The sequence below is a fragment of the Quadrisphaera sp. RL12-1S genome, assembly GCF_014270065.1.
Lineage (GTDB): Bacteria > Actinomycetota > Actinomycetes > Actinomycetales > Quadrisphaeraceae > Quadrisphaera.
This window is the reverse complement of sequence record NZ_JACNME010000013.1, coordinates 25,673-45,035: the sequence shown is the minus strand read 5'-3', so window position 1 is coordinate 45,035 and position 19,363 is coordinate 25,673. Positions and strand designations below refer to the sequence as shown.

Sequence of the window (19,363 nt, the reverse complement as noted above, 5' to 3'; positions counted from 1 at the left end):
GACGGGCGTCTCGGTGCGGCCGGGCAGGCGCCTCGACGAGCACCACCCTGCCACAGCCGACCGGCTGGACGCCCTCGGCGGCGGTCGCCCAGGGTGGTGGTCGTGAGTGAGCGCGACGACGTCCCGGCTCTGCCGACCGAGCTCCGCCTGCACCGGCGCACGACCTTCGACGACGACGCCGAGCGCTACGCCCGCACCCGCCCGACGTACCCGGCGGCGCTGTTCGACGCCTTCGCAGACGCCGCCGGTCTCCGGAACGGCTCGCGGGTGCTGGAGGTCGCTCCCGGCACCGGGCAGGCGACGGTGTCGATGGCCGAGCGGGGTTGGAGCGTCACGGCGGTGGAGCTCGGGGCGCAGATGGCCGCGCTCGCCCGCCGGACGGTCGGTGCCGTGCCGGGTGCTCAGGTCGAGGTGGTGGTGTCGCCCTTCGAGGACTGGCCGCTGCCGGCGGATCCGTTCGACGCGGTGCTCTGCGCCACGGCCTGGCACTGGCTCGACCCGGCCGTGCGGGCGCGCAAGGCCGCCGCGGCGCTGCGTCCCGGCGGGGTGCTGGCGGTGGTGTGGTCCTCGCACGTCGCGGGAGGCTCGCAGGAGTTCTTCGACGCCGCGAGCGCCTGCTGGGAGCGGTTCGGCCAGCGGGGCCGCAACGGGGGCACGCGCTTCACGCTGACGCCGGAGACCGAGGTCTCACCGACCACGGCCGAGTTCGAGCGCCACGACGCCTTCACCGAGGTGAGCCACCAGGGCTTCCCGGTGGAGGTCGAGTACTCCACCGACCAGTACCTGGACCTCATCAGCACCTACTCGCAGGTCGCCGTGCTGGAGCCGGAGGCGCGGGAGGGTCTGCTGGCCTGCCTGGGCGACCTCGCCGACCGGCGCTTCGGCGGCCGCATCAGGCACCGCTACCTGTTCCAGGTGGTGCTCGCGCGCACCCGGCAGCGCTGAGCGGCCGGACGACCGCTCGCGCCGTCAGCGGGTCTGCTCGCGCAGGCGGGCGGGCGCCTGCACCTCCCAGGCCTCGCGGAGCACCTCGGCGAGCTCGTCCACCTCGAGCTCCGCGAGCCGGGCGAGCACGTACGGGTACCCGGCGTAGTGGGGCGTGCGGAAGAAGGCGACCGGGTCAGCGGCGGCGAGCTCCTCGGCGTCCTCGACGCTGGGTCGCCGCAGCACGAGCACGCCGGGCTGGTCGTGCAGGCGGGCGAAGAGCTTGTCGTGCACGCGGAACCCCGGGGTACCCCAGGAGGACTTCTCCGTGGTGTCGGGGAGGGCGAGCGCGAGCCGCCGGACGTCGTCGTCATCAGCCACGGCCAGCAGGGTGCTCCTCCGGCGGCCGCAGCGGAACACCCGTCACCCCCACCGCAGCCGGGCGCGCGGCTGCGACCGGGAGGGGCGGTCAGTGCGCGGGTGCGGCGGCCGGTTCCGGACCGCCGGCGCGCTCGGCGGGGGTGCGCAGGCGGAACGCGGGGATCGTCCGGTGCACCAGCGGGCCGATGGCCAGGGCGTAGACCAGCGTCCCCCACCCGACCGTGCCGCCGAGGGCGAAGCCGATGCCCAGCACCAGCAGCTCCACCCCGGTGCGCGCCACGCGCAGCGGCAGGCCCTTGCGGGCCAGGCCGATGCTGAGTCCGTCGCGCGGTCCCGGGCCGAGGCCGGCCCCCACGTACACGCCGGTGGCGAGGGCGTTGAGGACGACGCCGGCGAGCAGCAGCGACCAGGCGGCCACCGCGCCCTCGCCCGCGCTGGCCGGGACCAGCGCCAGCGTGGCGTTGATGGACAGGCCCACGAGGACGACGTTGGCGAGCGTGCCGACGCCCGGGCGCTGCCGCAGGGGGACCCAGCACAGCAGCACGACAACACCGGTGAGGATCGACCAGGTGCCGACCTCGCCGCCGAAGGTCCGGGACATGCCCTGGTCGAGCACGCTCCACGGCATGACGCCGAGGTCGGAGCGCAGCATGAGGGCGATGCTGGCGCCGTAGCCGGCCAGGCCCACCGCGAGGACGAGGGCGCGCAGCGGCCGGCGGTCGGGGACGACGGGCAGCAGCACGCGGGAGAGGAGGCGGGGCGTCGGCACCCAGCCACTGTCTGCCACTTGGCCCTGCCGCAACAGGGCCAAGTCCGCCACGATGGACGGGTGGACCCCGGCCGACTCTCCTCCCTGCTCGCGCCCTGGCTCGGCGCCGGAGCCGCCTACACGGCGGTCGCCGACGGCGTGCGCGGCCTCGCGCTGGACGGCCGCCTCCCCGTGGGCGCCCGGGTGCCCAGCGAGCGAGCGCTGGCCGCGGCGCTCGGCGTCAGCCGGACCACGGTGAGCGCCGCCTACGACGTCCTGCGCTCCGAGGGGTACCTGCGCAGCGCCCACGGGGCCGGCAGCCGCGTGGCGCTGCCGACCAGCGGCAGCCCCCTGGAGCGGCCCGACGTCGACCCGGGCGGCGAGCGCGAGCCGGAGGGCGTGCTGGACCTGACCATGGCCGCGCTGCCCGCGCCGGCCGCCGTGCTGGACGCGGTCACCGCCGCGAGCGCGGACCTGCCGCTGCAGCTGGCGCACCACGGCATGCACGCCTTCGGGCTGCCGGTGCTGCGCGACGCCGTGGCGGCCCACCTCACCGCGCGCGGCCTGGCCACGCGGCCGGAGCAGGTGCTCGTCACGAGCGGGGCGCTGCAGGGGTGGAACCTGCTGCTGGGGGCCCTGTCGCGCCCTGGCCAGCGGGCGCTGGTGGAGCAGCCGACCTACCCCGCCGTCGTCGACGCCGTCCGCGCCCACCACGTGCGCCCGGTGGCGCTGCCGCTGGGCGAGCACGGGTGGGAGCTGCCGGCGTCACCGGCGGGCCGGCGAGCGGTGGCGCAGACCGCGCTGGCGCACGTCACCCCCGACGCGCAGAACCCCACCGGCCTGGTGCAGGACGACGACGCGCGCACCCAGCTGCTGGCCGCCCTGGCGGGCGGGCCGGTGGTGGCCGCGGACGAGACCTTCGCCGACCTCGTGGACCCCGCCGAGGCCCAGACCCCGCTGGCGGCGCTCGCCGAGTCACGCCGGGGGTCGCCGGGCGAGGAGGTGGTGACGCTGGGGTCGGTGAGCAAGAGCTTCTGGGCGGGGCTGCGCCTGGGGTGGGTGCGCGCCTCCCCGGAGCTGGTGTCACGGCTGGCGCAGGTGCGCGCGGGGCTCGACATCACCTCCCCCGTGCTCGACCAGCTGGTGGCGGTGCACCTGCTGGCGCGGGCGCCGGAGCTGCTGGCCGAGCGACGGGCGCTGCTGGCGCAGCGCCGGGCCGGGCTGCTCGCGGCGCTGGCGGCGGGGGTGCCGGACTGGACGGTGCGCACCGCGCCGTCCGGGGGCCAGGCCGGGCTGGTGCTGTGGGTGGGCCTGCCCACGCCGAGCGCCACGCAGCTGGTCTCGCACGCCCTCGACCTCGGGGTGCGGCTGGTGCCCGGGCCGCGGTTCACGGTGGACGGCACCGGCGACCGGTGGCTGCGCCTACCGCTGACCGTGGCCCCCGAGGACGCGCCGGCGCTCGTGGCGGTGCTGCGCGAAGCGCGGGCGCGGGCCGTGGCGAGCGCCCCGACGTCGCGCACCCCGGCGAGGTGGACCGCATGAGCACCCCACCCGGACCGCAGCCGAGCGCCTCGTTTCGGTTCCCGCCCCCGTCGGAGCCGCAGCCGAGCGCTCGGCCGCGGGAAGGGGCGCTGGGGGGAGGGGCGGGCCGGGGAGGGAGCGGGCGGCAGGTGGCGGCCGGCGTCGTCGGCGCCGTCACCGGGTACGCCAGCTCCTTCACCGTGGTGCTCACGGGCCTGGCCGCCGTCGGCGCCACCCCGGCGCAGGCCGCCTCCGGCCTCGTCGCCCTGTGCGCGCTGCAGGGCGTGCTCGCCATCGCGGTCTCCTGGCGCACGCGCACGCCCGTCTCCTTCGCCTGGTCGACGCCGGGCGCCGCCGTGCTGGTGGCGGCGGGCGCGGGCGGGGTGGCGTTCCCCGAGGCGGTGGGCGCGTTCGTGCTGTGCGGGCTGCTGGTGGTGCTCACGGGGGCGTGGCCGGCGCTGTCCCGCCTGGTCACCCGCGTGCCCGCGCCGCTGTCGGGCGCGCTGCTGGCCGGCGTGCTCCTGCCCCTCTGCCTGGCACCGGTGACGGCCGTGGCCCGCGACCCGCTCGCCGGGGGCGCCGTCGTGCTCGTGTGGCTGGTGCTGCGGCGCCTGGCGCCGGCGTGGGCGGTGCCGTCAGCGCTCGTCGTCGCCCTGGCCCTCACCCTGGAGCGGGGTCCGGCCGCCGGACCCGTCGCCGGGTCGGCCGCCGCTGGCGCTGCCGGCCTCGGCTGGGCGCCCGTGCTCACCTGGACCACGCCGCAGCTGGACCCGCTGGTGCTGCTGAGCATCGGCGTGCCGCTCTACCTGGTGACCATGGCCAGCCAGAACGTCCCCGGCCTGGCGGTGCTGCGCGGCGCCGGCTACCCCGACCCGCCCGCCCGCACCGCGCTGGTCGGCTCCGGCGCCGCCACGGTGCTCGGCGCCCCCGTGGGGGTGCACGCGCTCAACCTCGCCGCGCTGTCCGCGGCGATCATGGCCGGGCCCGAGGTGCACCCGGACACCCGCCGCCGCTGGCCCGCCGCCGTCACCGGGGGCGTGACCTACCTGGGGCTGGCGCTGCTGTCCACCGCCGCGGCCGCGCTGGTCTCGTCGGGGCCGCCGCTGCTGGTGCAGGCGGTCGCGGGGCTCGCGCTCCTGGGCGCCTTCCTCGGCGGCCTGGCCTCGGCGGTGCAGGCGGACCAGCCCGCCGAGCACCGCACCGCCGCCGTGCTGGCGTTCCTCGTGGTGGCCAGCGGCGTGACCCTGTCGGGTGTCGGCAGCGCCGTGTGGGGCCTGCTCGCCGGCGCCCTGTGCTACCTCTGGCTGCGCCCCCGCACCCGATCCGCAGGAGGACGGCCATGACCAGCGGACCCGCCGCGCCCGGCGAGGTCACCACCACGGTGGTCCCGGCGACGACGACGGCGGCGGCCAGCGCCGTCCCCACCCCGGCGGTGGTGCTGCCCCAGACCGGGCGGGCCGCGGTCGGCGGCCCGCCCGAGACGCCGCGCTCCCGGGAGGAGCGCTCCCTGGAGGCGAGCTCGGCGCTGGTGCCCATGCTGCTGGTGACGTTCGGCACGGGGGTGCTGGACGCCGCCACCTACCTGGGCCTGCACGGCGTCTTCACCGCCAACATGACCGGCAACGTCATCTTCATCGGCCTGGGTCTGGCCGGGTACGACGCCAGCACGCTGCTGCGCGCCAGCCTGGCGCTGGCGGGCTTCGTGGTGGGCGCGGCGCTCCTGGGACGCGCGGGCCGCGGCAGGGCCCCGCGGGCCGGTGCGGACCGGCTCTCCGCGTGGACGCTCGTGGCCGTCGCCGCGGTCGTCGGCGCCGTGGCGGTGGCGCTGGCCACCACCGCGCTCAACAGCACCTGGCTCGACGCCGTCACCGCGATCACGGCGGCGGCGATGGGCGCCCAGGCGGTCGCGGCGCGCCGCATCGGCGTCCCCGACGTCCCGACGGTGGTGGTCACCTCGGCGCTGGTGGGCCTGTCCGCCGACCACGGCTGGTCCGGACGCACCCACGACCGGGCGGTGCTGCTGCGCCGGGGCGGCGCCGTCGCGTCGATGCTGGTCGGCGCCCTGGTGGGCGCGCTCCTGCTGCGCTGGCACATCGGCGCCGGGGTGGCCGCCTCAGCGCTGGTGCTGCTCGGGGTGGGCGTGCGCGGCGTCGTCGTCGCCCGGCGCCACCACCGCACGGCGGACCACGCGCCCGCCTGAGCACCGCGTCACCGCGTCACCGCGTCACCGCGTCGACGGGGCGGCGTCAGCCGTCCCGTCGCAGCGCCCGCAGCCGGAGCGCGGCCTGCACGTCCAGGCTGCGCGGCGGGGCGTCCCACCCGGCCCCGAGCAGCGCGTCGAGCCGCTCCACGCGCTGCCGCACGGTGTTGACGTGCACGTACAGGCGCGCTGCCGCGGCGCCGCGCGAGCCCTCCTCCAGCACGGCCGCCGCGGTCTGCTCCAGGTGCGTGCCGTGGGCGGCGTCGTAGGAGAGCACCGGGCCCAGCAGCCGCTCGACCATCGCCTCCACCACGCGCTCGTCGGTCCCGCCCAGCAGCAGCCCGGCGACGCCGAGGCGCGCGCGGTCGGCGTGGCCGGTGCGCCACCCCAGCACCTGCGCGGCCCTCGCCACCTGCGCGGCCTCGGCGTGAGCGCGCCCGACGGGTCCGCCGCCGCGCCGGTCGCCGGGGTCCTCGGCGTCGGCGCACCCGACCACCGCGCTGACCCCGGCCCCCGCCAGCGCCGCCTGCGCCGCGGCGCCCAGCTCGTCAGCGCCCGCACCGCGCCGGGTGCAGACCAGGCACACGTGACCGGCGTGCACGGCCACCAGCCCCGCGCCCTCGACCAGCGGGCGCAGCGCGGCCACGCTGCGCTGGCGGTCGGCCGGGGGCACCAGCGCCACCAGGGACGACGACGGCGACCGCAGGTCGAGCCCCCGCGCCAGCGCGCGCTCCTCGAGCACGTCCCGTCGGACGCCGCGCTCGTCGAGGAGGTCGTCGAGCAGCGCTGACGGCGACCTGTCAGCGGCCTCGGCGAGCTCGTGCTCCACCTGCAGCGCGGCCGCCACGGCCAGAGCGCCCCGCGCCAGCGCACCGAGGGCCCGCTCCCCCACGACTGGGCTGACCAGGCGACCCAGCTCCGCGGCGCCGTCCCCGGGGACGACGACGCAGGCCTCGTCCCCGTCGTCGTCGCGGGCGCCCGCGCCCGGGCCGCGGGGAGGGCCGCCGGCGCTGCAGCGGACGCGCCCGTCGGCGTCGAACAGGGCCACCGGGGCACCGACCTGCGCGGCGAGCTCCTCCACGACCGCGCGGCACCCGCCGCCACCGCCGACCGCGGCGAGCAGCCGCGCGTCGAGCTCGAGCAGGGCGGCGTCCCGCTCGGCGGTGGCGGCGGCGGCGCGCAGCTCGGCGATCTCGCCGGCCCGGCGCGTCTGCTCCAGGGCCACGGCCGCCTGCAGGGCGAGCAGGCGCAGCGCCTCGAGCCCCGCCGACGGCATGGCCACCGGCGTGCGGTGCGCCACGAGCAGCGCTCCCACCAGGTGCCCGTCCACGCGCAGCGGCTCGCCGCTGATGGCGCGCACGCCCTCGGCGGCCACGGCCTCGTCGATGTGGGAGAGGTGGTTGAGCTCGGCGTCGGCGAGGTAGTCGTCGGTGTGCACGGAGGTGCCGCCGGCGGCGACGGAGCCGAGGATCCCCGTGCCCAGCGGCATCCGGATCTCGGCGTAGGCGCGGGTGCGCACGCCGTCGGTGACGTGGATCCAGGTCTCCCCGGCGTCGAGGTCGTTCAGCGACAGGTAGGCCATGTCGGCGCCGAGCAGAGCGCGGGTGCGCCGCACGAGGGCCCGCAGGATCACCGTGCGGTCGCGCACGCTGGCGAGGTCGGTGGCGGAGTCGTGGACGGCGCGCAGCAGGTCGGTCGGTGACGGCGCGGCGAAGGACCCGGGCACCGCGGCCGCCGCCGTCGTCGTCCCCGCGCCCTCGAGGGTGGTCACGGGCAGGTGTCTACCGCGCACACCCGGAGGCTGCCACTGTGTGGGCCGCCTCCATGGTCTCCGCCGCCGTCGTCGTCCCCGCGCCCTCGAGGGTAGTCACGGGCAGGTGTCTACCGCGCACACCCGGAGGCTGCCACTGTGTGGGCCGCCTCCATGGTCTCCGCCCCGCGTCCGACGCAGGGTGGTCGTGCGCCGCGCACCGCGCGGCGGCTCCGCGACGACGCGAGACGAGGAGTACCCCGTGACTGGTGCCGCTCCCGAGATGAAGCTCCACGTGCTCTCCACCGGCGTGATGGAGACCGACCTGACCTGGCTGCTGCTCAAGGGCGGTCGCACCATCCGCGACCGCCACCACAGGGACGACCCGGTGGTCTGGGGTGACTGCCCCACCCACGCCGTGCTCATCGAGCACCCCGAGGGCCGTGTGCTGTGGGACACCGGCGTGCCGCGCGACTGGGAGGAGCGCTGGGCGCCCACCGGCTTCCACGACTTCTTCCCCGTCAAGGAGCCGGTCGACGGGCCCGGCTACCTCGACTCCTCGCTGGCCTCGCTGGAGCTCACCCCGGACGACGTCGACATCCTCGTGCTGAGCCACCTGCACTTCGACCACGCCGCGAACGCCCGGGACTTCATGAACGGGAAGACGCGGATCATCGCCAACGACAAGGAGGTCGAGGGCGCTTCCAGGATCCAGGGGTACAGCCAGGGCGCGCACATCGTCAGCGACTACCAGGGCCTGCCCATCGAGACGGTCAGCGGCGACGTGGAGATCCTCCCCGGCATCTCCGTGATCGAGACCCCCGGCCACACCTGGGGGACCATGTCGCTGAAGGTGGACCTCCCGCAGGAGGGCACCAAGATCTTCACCTCCGACGCGGTGTACCTGCGCGACTCGTGGGGCCCGCCGGCCGTCGGCGCCGCCATCGTCTGGAACAACCTGGCGTGGCTGGAGAGCGTGGAGAAGCTGCGGAAGATCGCCGAGGCCACGGGCGCCGAGGTCATCTTCGGGCACGACGGCGAGCAGGCCGCCCAGCTGCGCTACGCCCCCGACGGGGTGTACCGCTGATGGTCCTGCACGACTTCACCTGCGAGCAGGGCCACCGCTTCGAGGCGGGCGTGCCGTCGATGACGTCGCCCGACCCGGCGTGCCCGGCGTGCGGCGGCGCGACCCGTCGCCGCCCGTCGCGCCTCAACATCGGAGGGCGCGCCTCGACGGGCGTGCCGCGCGAGGCGATGCCGCGCAGCTGGGAGGGCGTCGGCCGGGGTGACCGGGAGACGGTCGCCCACTGGCGGTCGGTGGCCGAGCGGCGCGAGAGGCTCGAGGAGCGCCACCCGGAGCTGGCCGGTGACCGCCGTCCGGTGCTCGCCCACGAGGGCGTCTTCGCGGGCCGGCCGCTGCGCGCCGGGGACGACGTCGTTGCCTCGCTGGCCGCGGCGAAGGCCGCGAAGGCCGCGAAGGCCGCCGCCGCCGGGGGCACCACCTCGGGCGGAGCGGCGTCATGAGGGCGCGCGGCGCCGTGCTGGTGGAGATCGGCAGGGAGCGCCCGTACGCGAGCAGCCGGCCGATCGAGGTGGTCGACGTCGAGCTCGACCCACCCGGGCCCGGCGAGCTGCTGGTGCGCATGGAGGCGGCGGGCGTCTGCCACTCCGACCTGTCCGTGGTGGACGGCAACCGGGTGCGTCCCGTGCCGATGCTGCTGGGCCACGAGGCCTGCGGCCGCGTGGAGCAGGTCGGTGAGGGTGTCGACGACGTCGCCGTCGGGCAGCGCGTGGTCATGGCGTTCCTGCCGCGCTGCGGGGAGTGCGCCGGCTGCCGCACCGAGGGGCGGCTCCCCTGCACGCCCGGCTCGGCCGCGAACAACGCCGGTGAGCTGCTCGGCGGCGGGCGGCGCCTGCACTGGGCTGACGCTGGCGACGGGTCTGGTCGCCGCGGCGACGTCCACCACCACCTCGGCGTCAGCGGGTTCGCGACGCACGCCGTCGTCGACCGCCGCTCGGTGGTCCCCGTCGACGACGACGTGCCGCCCGAGGTGGCGGCCGTGCTCGGCTGCGCGGTGCTGACCGGCGGGGGTGCCGTGCTCAACGCCGGCAAGCCGGCCCAGGGCGACACCGTGGTGGTGGTCGGCCTGGGCGGCGTGGGCATGGCGGCCCTCATCACCGCGGTGTCACTGGGCCTGGGTGACGTCGTCGGTGTCGACGCGGTGCCGGAGAAGCTGGCCCGCGCCCGCGAGCTGGGCGCCTCGGCGGTGTTCACCCCCGCCGAGGCGCTCTCATCAGGCCTCAAGGCGCCGGTGGTCGTGGAGGCCGCAGGCAGCGCCAGGGCCTTCGAGACGGCGGTGGCCCTCACCGGCGTCGGCGGCACCACCGTCACGGTGGGGCTGCCCGCGCCGACCGCCGAGGCGACCATCAAGCCCCTCGGCATCACCGCGGAGGCCCGCACGATCGTCGGCAGCTACCTGGGGTCGGCGGTGCCCGCGCGCGACATCCCCACCTACGCGCAGATGTGGCGCGAGGGGCGGCTGCCGGTCGACGCGCTGATCTCCTCGCGGACCACGCTGGACGGCATCAACGAGGCGATGGACGCCCTGGCCGAGGGCCGCGCGGTGCGCCAGGTGGTCCTCTTCGGCGACGAGAGCGCGACGGGTGGAGGATCGCAGGCATGAGCACCGACACCTCCACGCAGCAGGGCCGTGAGGAGGCGCTCGTCGCGAGCGTCCCCACCGACCTCCTCATCGGCGGGCGCTGGGTGCCCGCGTCCACCGGCCAGCGCTTCGACGTGGAGGACCCGGCCACCGGCGCCGTGCTCACCACGGTCGCGGACGCGTCGGTGGAGGACGGCGCCGCCGCCCTCGACGCCGCCGTCGCCGCGCAGGCCTCGTGGGGCCGCACCGCACCGCGCGAGCGGGCGGAGCTGCTGCGCCGCGCGTTCGACGCCGTCACCGCCCGCGCCGACGACCTCGCCCTCCTCATGACCCTGGAGATGGGCAAGTCCGTGGCCGAGGCCCGCGGGGAGGTGGCCTACGGCTCGGAGTTCCTGCGGTGGTCCAGCGAGCAGGCCGCGCACGTGGCCGGGCGCTACCTGCCCGCCCCCGACGGCAAGCAGCGGCTGCTCGTGGTGAAGAAGCCGGTGGGCCCGTGCCTGTTCATCACGCCGTGGAACTTCCCGCTGGCCATGGCCACCCGCAAGATCGCCCCGGCGCTGGCGGCGGGCTGCACGGTGGTGCTGAAGCCGGCGGCGGAGACGCCGCTGACGGCGCTGCTGTTCGCCCAGATCCTGCTCGACGCCGGGCTGCCGGACGGCGTGGTCAACGTCATCCCGTGCACCAGGGCCGGTGACGTCACCGGGCCGCTCATCGCCGACCCCCGCCTGCGCAAGCTGTCCTTCACCGGCTCCACGCCGGTGGGCAAGACGCTGCTCAAGCAGGCCGCGGAGGGCGTGCTGCGCACGTCGATGGAGCTGGGCGGCAACGCCCCGTTCCTCGTCTTCGAGGACGCCGACGTCGACGCCGCCGTCGAGGGGGCGCTGCTGGCGAAGATGCGCAACGGCGGGGAGGCCTGCACCTCGGCCAACCGGTTCTACGTGCACTCCTCGGTGGCAGCGGCGTTCTCCGCGAAGCTGGCGGCGCGCATCGGCGGGATGAAGGTGGCGCGCGGCACCGAGGACGGCGCGCAGGTGGGCCCGATCATCAACGAGAAGGGTCGCACCAAGATCGCCGACCTCGTCGACGACGCGGTCTCCCGCGGCGCGAAGGTGCTGACGGGCGGCGGACGCGTCGAGGGGCCGGGCTACTTCTTCTCCCCCACCGTCCTCGCCGACGTGCCGCTCGGCTCGCGGCTGCTCAAGGAGGAGATCTTCGGCCCGGTCGCGCCGGTGACGACCTTCGAGACCGAGGACGACGCCGTGGCGCTGGCCAACGACACCGAGTTCGGGCTCATCGCCTACGCGTACACGGGCTCCACGGCCCGGGCGCTGCGGCTGACCGAGCGGCTGGAGACGGGGATGCTCGGCATCAACGCCGGCGTCATCTCCAACCCGGCGGCGCCGTTCGGCGGGGTGAAGCAGTCGGGCCTGGGCCGCGAGGGCGGCGAGGAGGGCATCGAGGAGTACCTCGAGACGCTCTACGCCGGCATCGCCGACCCCTGGGCCTGACCCGCCACACCGGCGCGTGACGCCGGACATGCAGAAGTCCGCCCGGACCCCTTCAGCGGGGGTCCGGGCGGACTTCTGCATGTCGGTGGTCACACCCGGGCGGGCCGCCCCTGCCCAGCCAGCCGCCACCAGCGCGCCAGCGCCACGACGACCACCAGCCCGGACGCGGTGGTGACCGCTGCGCCCACCAGCCCGTAGACCTCCGGCAGGCCGGTCAGGTACCCGAGCGTCGCGAGCGCGCGCACCAGGGCCACACCGCCGAGCAGCACCGCGGCGCCGCACCACCCGCGGTCGTGGCGCCACCACCCGACGGCCAGGGCCGCTGCCGCCACCACCAGGTCGGGGGTGTCCAGGGCGCCCACCGCACCGACGAGCTGGAGACCCGCGAGGCCGAGGAGCACCACCGCGGACGCCGGCAGCGCCCACCACCACCGCCTCGCCGGGGGCGGGGCGTCCCGGTGCCAGGCCGCCGTGCAGAGCAGCGGCACCAGCAGCACCAGCCACACCACCAGCTCGCGCGGCTGCAGCGCCCAGAGCGGGAGCTGCGCTCCCCCGGCCACCCAGGGCGCCACCACGCCGGCCAGCGCCACGCCGACGGCCGCGCGCCGGTGCCCCGCCACGAGCAGCGTCCACGTCAGCAGCGCCACCAGGCCGCTCGCCACCCACCAGGTGCCGTCAGCCCGTGTGACCTGCGACCACCCCGGCTGCCGCGCCCACCAGGGCAGGAGCACCAGCTGCTGGACGCCGAACGCCGCCGGCACCAGCAGTCCGAGCAGCGCCGTCAGCCGCACCGCGTCACCGACGGCACGGCTGCGCGCCGTCGCCCCAGGGGTGGAGGGAGCCGCCAGGTGGAGCCTCACCGCCAGCCCCAGCACCCCGGCCACCTCGCGCAGCGGTGGGCGCTGCAGCAGCACGAGCTCGCGCTCCTCGTCCTGGCGCGCTGGCCCCTCGGCGGCCACGGCCCGGGCGGCGGCCTCCTGCTCGGAGTCGAGCAGTGCGGCGACCATGTCCTCCTCCCACTGCGCGCGGTAGCCGCGCGGCAGCACGCGCAGCACCCGGCGGTAGCCGCGCTCGAGCGGCGAGGGCACGGCCCGGGAGGACGACGACTCGGCCACGGCTCACACCGCCCGGGCGGCGCGCAGCCGCGCCGAGGCCGCGCGGGCCAGCTGCGCCAGCCGCTCCGCCTCGGCGGTCAGAGCGGCGGCGCCGTCGTCGGTGAGGCGGTAGTAGCGGCGCGTCCGCCCGGCGTGGACCTCCTCGCGGTCGCGCGCGATGAGTCCCTCTCCTGCGAGCCGGTCGAGCAGGCCGTAGAGCGTCCCCACCGACAGCGTCACACGCCCGTCTGACAGGTCCTGCACCTCGCCGATGAGCGCGTACCCGTGCCGCGCCTCCCCCACCAGCGCGGTGAGCACCAGCACCGCAGGCTCGGTCAATGCCATGCCTGACGATACATCGCCGGACGAGTGGTGGTGGCCGCGTCCCGCCGGGCATGCAGAAGTGCGCTGGGAGCGCCTCAGCGGGCCTGCCGGCCGACTTCTGCCCGCTCGACGGGACGCCCCAGCCCTGCGAGGCGCTGCTCCCGCGCGGCGGCGGCCGGCGTCCCCGGCGTCGGCAGCCACCGCAGCAGCGCAGCGCTCTGCCCGAGCGACCACACCGCCGAGCTCGCCCAGTACACGAGCAGCCCCAGCGGGACGGCGGCGCTGGTCGCGGCCATCACCAGCGGCACCAGCCACACCGTCATCCGCTGCGCCTGCCCGACCGGCCCGTCCAGCGCCTCGGGCGCCGTCCCCCGGGTGAGCTGGCGGCGCGTGGTCACCCAGGTGCACAGCGCCACCACCGCGACGAGCACCACCGCCAGCACCGCGCCCTCCCCGCCGCCGAGCAGCGAGCCCGACAGCGGGGCGCCGAGCACGGTGGCCGCTCCGGCCTGCGCGGCGAGCAGAGGGGTGAGCAGCCCCACGGCGTGCCCGCGGGCGGCGCCGTCGAGCACCCGCGCGAGGGCGATCATCACCGGCAGCTGCAGCAGCACCGGCAGGAACGACAGCGGTGAGGCCCCGGCCTCGGCGTGCAGCGCCTTCTGCTCGGCCCGCCACCGGGCCAGCTCGGCGGGGTCGCGGGTCAGCTGCTGGCGCCCACCGGGCCCGGACGGGCGGGAGTAGCGCCCCTGCAGCTCGCGCAGCTGCGGGGCGATGCGCGCCAGCCGGTGCGAGGCCCGCACCTGCCGGAGCACGAGCGGCAGGAGCGCCAGCCGCACCAGCACCACGAGGACGACGACGGCGCCGACCCACGCGGCGCCCGAGGAGGGGTCGAGCCCGAGCGCGCCGAGCAGCGCGTGGGCGGCCACGAGCACGCCGGACACGGCGGACTCCAGCCAGGCGAGGGGGTTGAGCAGGGACCAGGACGAGGGCATGCGGACGCTCCGGACGGGTGAGGGGGACGGGTGGTCCCCCGCGCCGGGTCGCCTGACGGTCGGTCAGAGGGCGAGGCGGCGCGGGGAGGTCCCCGCGCCCGGCGCCCGCGAGCGCGTGCGGCCGGGACGTCCCGGCCGGTCCTCGAGGCGGACGACGACGTCCGCCAGCCAGCGCACCGCCGCGGGCGCCCGCGGTGGCGCGGTGAGCAGCAGGACGGCGACCGCCGCCACCACCGCCAGGCCCCCGCCGAGGGCGGAGCCCGCCAGGACGGCCGCGACCAGCGCCCCTCCCGCGAGCACGTGGCCGTCGGCCAGCTGCGGGCCGAGCAGGAGCAGCGGCCCCAGCAGCACGGCGAGCGCGACGACGAGCCGCCCCACCGCACGCCGCTGCTGGTCCACCCGCCCACTGTGCGGCCCGCTCCCCCTCCCCCGCAACCACCCCGCCGGTGGCGCGCCAGGATGTGGAGCATGGCCAGCACACCCACCAGCGTCCCGAGCGGCGGCCTCGTGGTGCGGACGGCGACCGTCGACGACGTCGAGGCGGTGGCGCGGCTGTTCGCCGGATACCTCGACTTCTACGAGCACCCGCGCGACCCCGCCGACGTGACCTCGTACCTGGCGGCGCGGATCGGGAACGGGGACAGCGTCGTCCTGCTCGCCGAGGACCCCACCCGCGACGGGGCCGCCGTGGGCTTCGCGCAGTGCTACCCCACGTGGGCCTCCCTCGAGCTCGCTCCGGCGTGGGTCCTCTACGACCTCTTCGTCGCCCCCGCCGCCCGCGGCCGGGGCGCCGGGCGGGCGCTGCTGCGCGCCGTCGCCGAGCGGGCCCGGGCCGCGGGCGCGACGACGGCCGTCCTGGAGACGGCGCACACCAACACCGCCGCGCAAGCCCTCTACGAGAGCGAGGGCTGGGTGCGCGACATCACGTACCGCACCTACGCGCTGGAGCTCTGACCCCCCCGCCGCGCCGAGGTGGCGATCGGGGGTTGGCGCGCGGCGATCACAGGAGTACGTTCCTGTGACCGTGCGTCACGACGGGCAGCCAGCGCAGGCGGGCCCGCTTTCCGGCGCAGCGACCTGGCTGCGCGTCCACGGGCGCCTCGTCGCCGCCGGCTGGCGCCGCGGGTCGACCTACCGGGCGGCGGCCCTCGGCGGCCTGGTCGCCAACGTGACGTTCGGCTTCCTCAAGGTCAGCGTGCTCACCGCCGCCGTCGCCGCGGGCGGTGGCGAGCTGGCCGGGTACGACACCCGCGCCGTCATCGCCTACGCCTGGCTCAGCCAGGCGCTGCTCGGGTCGGTGAACCTCTTCGGGCGCATCGACCTCGCGGGGCGCATCAAGGACGGCAGCGTCGCCGTCGACCTGCTGCGCCCGATCGACCTGCAGACCTCCACCACCGCGCAGGAGGTCGGCCGGGCCCTGTTCTCGCTGCTGCCGCGCGGGGTGCCGATCGTCGTCCTGGCCGTTCTCGTCGGGGGCATGCGCCTGCCCACGGACCCGCTGGTCCTGGGGGCCGGGCTGCTCAGCGCGCTGCTGGCGGTGGTCGTGTCGCACCTGGTGGTCTACCTCGTCGCGGCGACCGGCTTCTGGACCGTCGAGACGCGCGGGCTGCAGGTCTTCTACATGGTGGTGGCGGGCTTCTTCGCGGGGCTGTTCGTCCCGGTGTCGATCTTCCCGGGCTGGCTGTTCGCGCTGGCGCAGGCGACGCCGTTCCCGTCCATGCTGCAGATCCCGGTGGACCTGCTGTCGGGGCGCGTGGCCGGCGGGGCCGCCGCGGGAGCCCTGCTGGTGCAGCTGGCCTGGCTCGTCGTGGCGCTGGTGCTCGGCCAGCTGATGACCCGCGCGGGGCGCCACCGGCTGGAGGTGCAGGGTGGCTGAGCCGCTCTCCTCGCGGTGGAGGCCCTACCGCGCCGTGGTGGCCAGCCGGGTGCGCAGCCAGACCAGCTACCGCGGCGGCTTCGCGCTGGACCTGGTCAGCTCGCTGCTGGTGGGCGTGGTCCAGCTGGCCGAGGTGCTGGTGCTCTTCCGCTCGGTCGACTCCCTGGGAGGCCTCGACCTGGCCGCCGTCGTCCTGGTCTTCGGCATCGCGGACCTGTCGTTCAGCCTGGCCGACCTCGTCGTCGGCCACCTCGACACCCTGCCGGTCTACCTGCGCTCGGGCACCCTCGACGTCTTCTACCTGCGCCCCCAGCCGCTCCTCGCGCAGCTGGTGACCAGCGACGTCAGCCTGCGCCGCGTCACGCGCATCGCGGTGGCCGCGGTGGCGCTCGGGGTGGGCGTGGCCGTCAACGACATCGCGTGGACGCCGCTGCACGTGGTGTTCCTCGCCGTCGTCGTCCTCACGAGCGCGCTGACGTTCGCCGCGGTGTTCGTGGCGGCGGCGGGCGTGCAGTTCTTCCTGGTCGACGCCGCCGAGGCCACCGCCGCCGCCGTCTACGGCGGCCGGTACGCCGCCACGCAGCCGGCGTCGGTGTGGGCGAAGCCGCTCGTGGCGGTGTTCGGGTTCGCCATCCCGATCGCCTTCACGGCGTACCTGCCGGTGGTGGCGCTGCTGGGCCTGCCGGGCCCGGGGTGGCTGCCGGGGTGGGCCGGCTGGCTGGCACCGCTCGCGGCGGTGTGGATGTGGGCCGTGGCGGCGCTGGCCTGGCGCACCGGGGTCAGGCACTACCAGGGAGGCGGAGGATGACGACGACGACGCCCGCGGTGCAGGTGGAGCGGCTCACGCGCACGTTCCGCGTGCGGTCCGGGCTGCTCGGTCGGCGGGAGGTGACCGCCGTCGACGACCTCACGGTGACCATCGAGCGCGGGGAGTCGGTCGGCTACATCGGCGCCAACGGCGCGGGCAAGTCGACCACGATCAAGATGCTCGCGGGCATCCTCGTGCCCAGCGCCGGCACGGTGCGGACGTGCGGGCTCGAGCCGGTCGGGCAGCGGCGGGCGCTGGCGCGGCGGCTCGGGGTGGTGTTCGGGCAGCGCTCGCAGCTGTGGTGGGACCTGCCGCTGGCCGAGAGCTACCGCATCCTGGCGGCGGTGCACGGGCTGAGCGCCTCGCGCGAGCGGGAGCGGACCGCGGAGCTGGTCGAGCGCCTGGAGCTGGAGGAGTTCCTCTCCTCACCGGTGCGCCAGCTCTCGCTGGGCCAGCGGATGCGCGGGGAGGTGGCCGCGGCGCTCCTGCACTCCCCCGACCTGCTGGTGCTCGACGAGCCGACCATCGGCCTGGACGTGCTGAGCAAGCAGCGGCTGCGGGAGTTCCTCCTGGCCGAGCGCGCCGCGCACGGCACCACGCTGCTGCTCACCACGCACGACATGGGCGACGTCTCGCGGCTGTGCGAGCGGGTGCTGCTGGTCGACCACGGGCGCCTGGCCTACGACGGGTCGCTGGCCGGGCTGTCGAAGGAGGTGGGCGCCCGGCGGGTGCTCGTGGTGGACCTCGCCGCGCCGACGGCCGACCTGCACGGTGTGCCGTACGCCGAGCACCTGGGCAGCGAGGCCGGCGGGCTGCGCCAGCGGCTGGCCTTCGACGACTCCGCCACCACGGCCGCGGCGGTGCTGTCAGCGGTCAGCGAGCGCGCGCAGGTGCGGGACCTGTCCGTGGAGGAGCCCGACGTGGAGGACGTCGTCCGGCGCGTCTACCTCTCCCGCGGCCGCTGACCGCTCCACGCCCGTCACCGGCGAGCACCCGGCCGGGGTACCGCGATCAAGGCCGGTGCGTCGTGCGCCGACCAGCAGGGGGTGACCCACCGCACGACCGGCACCGCCGTGGAGCTGACCGCGGCCGCCGCCTGCACCTGCGCCGCGGTCGCCGTGGCCGCCGCTCCGGCAGGAGCCGTGCCCCTGCTCGTGGTGGCGGCCATCGCCATCGCACCCCCCGCTCTGCTGGGGGTGGTGGCCGGCCGCCGGCGGCGTCCGTGGGCGGCGGCCGGCGGGAGCCTGATCGCCGCGGCGAACGTCCTGTTCTACGGCTCGTGGGTCAGCGGTGGCGCGCCACCGCAGACACCCCTGGTCCACGTCGGCTACGTGCTGGGGTACGCCGCGCTGGTGCGCTCCGCGGCGCTGAGCGCCCGGGTGGGGCGCCGGGGGACCACCCTCGACGCGACCATCGTGGTCAGCGGCCCCGCGCTGGTGGTGCTGTCCGCGCTCGCGCGCCCGCTGCTCGCGCAGGAGCCGTCCCTCGCGACCGCCACCTCGCTGCTGTACCTGTGCCTCGACCTGGCGCTCCTGCTGCTCGTGGTCCGCGCGGCGATCGGCGGGAGCACGGCCCGGCTCCCGGCGGCCGCCGTGGTCCTGGCCACGGTGCTCCTCCTGGGCGGCAACCTGGCCTACCTGCTGAACATGGTGTGGCTGCCGCCGTCGCTGGTGCCGTGGCTCGCCGTGCCCTTCGCCGTCGCCTACTCGCTGCTGGCGGCGGGGTGCGCGCTCGTGCCCCGGGAGGCGTCCGCCACCGCGGGGACCTCGTCGCGGGAGACCGCCGCCCGCTCCTGGCGCACCGCCCACCAGACCTCCGCGGGAGCGTCCCGGACGATGCTCGTGCTGCTGCCGACAGCCGCCTGCCTCCCCGCCGCCGCCCTGGTGGTGCAGGGGGCCACCGGGCACGCGGCCGACTGGCTGGTGCTCGGCTGCGGTGCGGTGTTCACCGCGGTGCTGAGCACGGTCCGCCTGCACGCCGCACTGCGCGTCGCGGCGGACCAGGCGCTGCGCCTGGAGCAGCTGGCGCACCGGGACGAGCTCACCGGCCTGCCCAACCGCCGCCGCTGCAGCGCCGCCGCCGACGCCCTGCTCGCGCGGGGCAGCGACCCCGCGGCGCTCGCGGTGCTGGACCTGGACGGGTTCAAGGCCGTCAACGACACCCTGGGCCACGACGCCGGGGACGCCCTGCTGCGCGAGGCCTCCGCGGCCTGGCGCCGCGTGCTGCCCCCCACGGCGGGGCTCTACCGGTGGGGCGGCGAGGAGTTCGTGGTGCTCCTCGCCGACGCCGACGTAGCGCGGGCCGAGGACCTCCTCGACGACGTGCGCCGGGCGGTGCCCCGTCCCCGCACCGTGTCCGCGGGGCTGGTGCACCGGCGTCCGGGCGAGGACTTCCACGCGCTGCTGGGGCGCGCCGACGACCTGCTCTACGCAGCCAAGGCCGCCGGCCGCGACCGCGTGCGCTCCGACACCGGCGCGCCCGACGCACCGGCGTCCGGGCCCGCGTCCGGGCCGGCAGCGCTCCCGGGTCTCGCCGCCGGCCGCGCGCTCGCCTGACGGCGGTCCGGCGGTCGCG

20 protein-coding genes are annotated in these 19,363 nt (G+C 76.9%); 13 read left to right on the top strand and 7 right to left on the bottom strand.

The window, feature by feature from the left end; genetic code table 11:
- Positions 1 to 102: 102 nt before the first annotated feature.
- Positions 103 to 945, top strand: a complete 843-nt coding sequence (locus H7K62_RS18255; RefSeq protein WP_222437847.1) for a class I SAM-dependent methyltransferase — start codon at positions 103 to 105, stop codon at positions 943 to 945.
- 24 nt (positions 946 to 969) lie between these two features.
- Here H7K62_RS18255 and H7K62_RS18250 read toward each other — a convergent pair whose 3' ends face one another.
- Complete coding sequence (locus H7K62_RS18250; protein ID WP_186721270.1) at positions 970 to 1,305, bottom strand: MmcQ/YjbR family DNA-binding protein; 336 nt, start codon at positions 1,303 to 1,305, stop codon at positions 970 to 972.
- Between the two features lie 88 nt (positions 1,306 to 1,393).
- Positions 1,394 to 2,074: a membrane protein YczE gene (yczE, locus tag H7K62_RS18245; protein ID WP_186721268.1), complete on the bottom strand. Its 681-nt coding sequence runs from the start codon at positions 2,072 to 2,074 to the stop codon at positions 1,394 to 1,396.
- A gap of 60 nt (positions 2,075 to 2,134) precedes the next feature.
- On the opposite strand from yczE, the gene H7K62_RS18240 reads away from it, so the two are divergent.
- From H7K62_RS18240 to H7K62_RS18230, 3 genes are all read left to right on the top strand, one after another.
- Positions 2,135 to 3,595, top strand: a complete 1,461-nt coding sequence (locus tag H7K62_RS18240) for an aminotransferase-like domain-containing protein (protein ID WP_186721266.1) — start codon at positions 2,135 to 2,137, stop codon at positions 3,593 to 3,595.
- Positions 3,596 to 3,723: 128 nt separating this feature from the next.
- A complete protein-coding gene (locus tag H7K62_RS18235) occupies positions 3,724 to 4,917 on the top strand; it encodes a benzoate/H(+) symporter BenE family transporter (RefSeq protein WP_222437846.1) in 1,194 nt (397 codons plus the stop codon).
- Complete coding sequence (locus tag H7K62_RS18230) at positions 4,914 to 5,774, top strand: YoaK family protein (protein WP_255480727.1); 861 nt, start codon at positions 4,914 to 4,916, stop codon at positions 5,772 to 5,774. Before H7K62_RS18235 ends, H7K62_RS18230 begins: the two co-directional genes overlap by 4 nt.
- A 46-nt stretch (positions 5,775 to 5,820) precedes the next feature.
- On the opposite strand, the gene H7K62_RS18225 is transcribed toward H7K62_RS18230, so the two are convergent.
- Entirely contained in the window at positions 5,821 to 7,545 is a 1,725-nt protein-coding gene (locus H7K62_RS18225; protein WP_186721258.1) for a GAF domain-containing protein, read from the bottom strand.
- Positions 7,546 to 7,807: 262 nt separating this feature from the next.
- Here H7K62_RS18225 and H7K62_RS18220 point away from each other — a divergent pair, with 262 nt between their 5' ends.
- The 4 genes from H7K62_RS18220 to H7K62_RS18205 are packed head-to-tail and all read left to right on the top strand — an operon-like array spanning position 7,808 to position 11,695.
- A complete protein-coding gene (locus tag H7K62_RS18220) occupies positions 7,808 to 8,611 on the top strand; it encodes an N-acyl homoserine lactonase family protein (RefSeq protein ID WP_186721409.1) in 804 nt (267 codons plus the stop codon).
- Complete coding sequence (locus H7K62_RS18215) at positions 8,611 to 9,048, top strand: FmdB family zinc ribbon protein (protein ID WP_186721256.1); 438 nt, start codon at positions 8,611 to 8,613, stop codon at positions 9,046 to 9,048. Before H7K62_RS18220 ends, H7K62_RS18215 begins: the two co-directional genes overlap by 1 nt.
- Positions 9,045 to 10,208 carry an alcohol dehydrogenase catalytic domain-containing protein gene (locus H7K62_RS18210; protein ID WP_186721254.1) on the top strand — a complete coding sequence of 388 codons (1,164 nt, stop codon included), beginning with the start codon at positions 9,045 to 9,047 and terminating at the stop codon, positions 10,206 to 10,208. Before H7K62_RS18215 ends, H7K62_RS18210 begins: the two co-directional genes overlap by 4 nt.
- A complete protein-coding gene (locus tag H7K62_RS18205) occupies positions 10,205 to 11,695 on the top strand; it encodes an NAD-dependent succinate-semialdehyde dehydrogenase (protein ID WP_186721252.1) in 1,491 nt (496 codons plus the stop codon). The genes H7K62_RS18210 and H7K62_RS18205 overlap by 4 nt, the downstream gene beginning before the upstream one ends.
- 89 nt (positions 11,696 to 11,784) lie before the next feature.
- Here H7K62_RS18205 and H7K62_RS18200 read toward each other — a convergent pair whose 3' ends face one another.
- The 4 genes from H7K62_RS18200 to H7K62_RS18185 all read right to left on the bottom strand — a co-directional run bounded on the left by H7K62_RS18200 (position 11,785) and on the right by H7K62_RS18185 (position 14,504).
- Positions 11,785 to 12,810: a hypothetical protein gene (locus H7K62_RS18200; protein ID WP_186721249.1), complete on the bottom strand. Its 1,026-nt coding sequence runs from the start codon at positions 12,808 to 12,810 to the stop codon at positions 11,785 to 11,787.
- Between the two features lie 3 nt (positions 12,811 to 12,813).
- Positions 12,814 to 13,134 carry a PadR family transcriptional regulator gene (locus H7K62_RS18195; protein WP_222437844.1) on the bottom strand — a complete coding sequence of 107 codons (321 nt, stop codon included), beginning with the start codon at positions 13,132 to 13,134 and terminating at the stop codon, positions 12,814 to 12,816.
- A 74-nt stretch (positions 13,135 to 13,208) separates the two neighbouring features.
- Complete coding sequence (gene yidC, locus H7K62_RS18190; RefSeq protein WP_186721247.1) at positions 13,209 to 14,105, bottom strand: membrane protein insertase YidC; 897 nt, start codon at positions 14,103 to 14,105, stop codon at positions 13,209 to 13,211.
- A 63-nt stretch (positions 14,106 to 14,168) separates the two neighbouring features.
- Positions 14,169 to 14,504 carry a hypothetical protein gene (locus H7K62_RS18185; protein ID WP_186721245.1) on the bottom strand — a complete coding sequence of 112 codons (336 nt, stop codon included), beginning with the start codon at positions 14,502 to 14,504 and terminating at the stop codon, positions 14,169 to 14,171.
- A gap of 69 nt (positions 14,505 to 14,573) precedes the next feature.
- On the opposite strand from H7K62_RS18185, the gene H7K62_RS18180 reads away from it, so the two are divergent.
- The 5 genes from H7K62_RS18180 to H7K62_RS24250 all read left to right on the top strand — a co-directional run bounded on the left by H7K62_RS18180 (position 14,574) and on the right by H7K62_RS24250 (position 19,344).
- The gene (locus tag H7K62_RS18180) at positions 14,574 to 15,059 is read left to right on the top strand and encodes a GNAT family N-acetyltransferase (protein ID WP_186721243.1); all 486 of its coding nucleotides are present in this window, start codon (positions 14,574 to 14,576) and stop codon (positions 15,057 to 15,059) included.
- A 64-nt stretch (positions 15,060 to 15,123) separates the two neighbouring features.
- Positions 15,124 to 15,981 carry an ABC transporter permease gene (locus H7K62_RS18175; RefSeq protein ID WP_222437843.1) on the top strand — a complete coding sequence of 286 codons (858 nt, stop codon included), beginning with the start codon at positions 15,124 to 15,126 and terminating at the stop codon, positions 15,979 to 15,981.
- Positions 15,974 to 16,789: an ABC transporter permease gene (locus H7K62_RS18170; protein WP_186721235.1), complete on the top strand. Its 816-nt coding sequence runs from the start codon at positions 15,974 to 15,976 to the stop codon at positions 16,787 to 16,789. Before H7K62_RS18175 ends, H7K62_RS18170 begins: the two co-directional genes overlap by 8 nt.
- Positions 16,786 to 17,754: an ABC transporter ATP-binding protein gene (locus H7K62_RS18165; RefSeq protein WP_186721227.1), complete on the top strand. Its 969-nt coding sequence runs from the start codon at positions 16,786 to 16,788 to the stop codon at positions 17,752 to 17,754. Before H7K62_RS18170 ends, H7K62_RS18165 begins: the two co-directional genes overlap by 4 nt.
- Positions 17,755 to 17,835: 81 nt before the next feature.
- Positions 17,836 to 19,344 carry a GGDEF domain-containing protein gene (locus H7K62_RS24250; protein WP_186721219.1) on the top strand — a complete coding sequence of 503 codons (1,509 nt, stop codon included), beginning with the start codon at positions 17,836 to 17,838 and terminating at the stop codon, positions 19,342 to 19,344.
- Positions 19,345 to 19,363: the final 19 nt, after the last annotated feature.

Excerpts from the sequence above, each read along its gene's own strand:
- H7K62_RS18210 (WP_186721254.1), top strand. The coding sequence starts at position 9,045 with ATGAGGGCGCGCGGCGCCGTGCTGGTGGAGATCGGCAGGGAGCGCCCG.
- yidC (WP_186721247.1), bottom strand. The coding sequence starts at position 14,105 with ATGCCCTCGTCCTGGTCCCTGCTCAACCCCCTCGCCTGGCTGGAGTCC.
- H7K62_RS18220 (WP_186721409.1), top strand. The coding sequence starts at position 7,808 with ATGAAGCTCCACGTGCTCTCCACCGGCGTGATGGAGACCGACCTGACC.
- H7K62_RS18165 (WP_186721227.1), top strand. The coding sequence starts at position 16,786 with ATGACGACGACGACGCCCGCGGTGCAGGTGGAGCGGCTCACGCGCACG.
- H7K62_RS18195 (WP_222437844.1), bottom strand. The coding sequence starts at position 13,134 with ATGGCATTGACCGAGCCTGCGGTGCTGGTGCTCACCGCGCTGGTGGGG.
- H7K62_RS18230 (WP_255480727.1), top strand. The coding sequence starts at position 4,914 with ATGACCAGCGGACCCGCCGCGCCCGGCGAGGTCACCACCACGGTGGTC.
- H7K62_RS18215 (WP_186721256.1), top strand. The coding sequence starts at position 8,611 with ATGGTCCTGCACGACTTCACCTGCGAGCAGGGCCACCGCTTCGAGGCG.
- H7K62_RS18205 (WP_186721252.1), top strand. The coding sequence starts at position 10,205 with ATGAGCACCGACACCTCCACGCAGCAGGGCCGTGAGGAGGCGCTCGTC.
- H7K62_RS18180 (WP_186721243.1), top strand. The coding sequence starts at position 14,574 with ATGGCCAGCACACCCACCAGCGTCCCGAGCGGCGGCCTCGTGGTGCGG.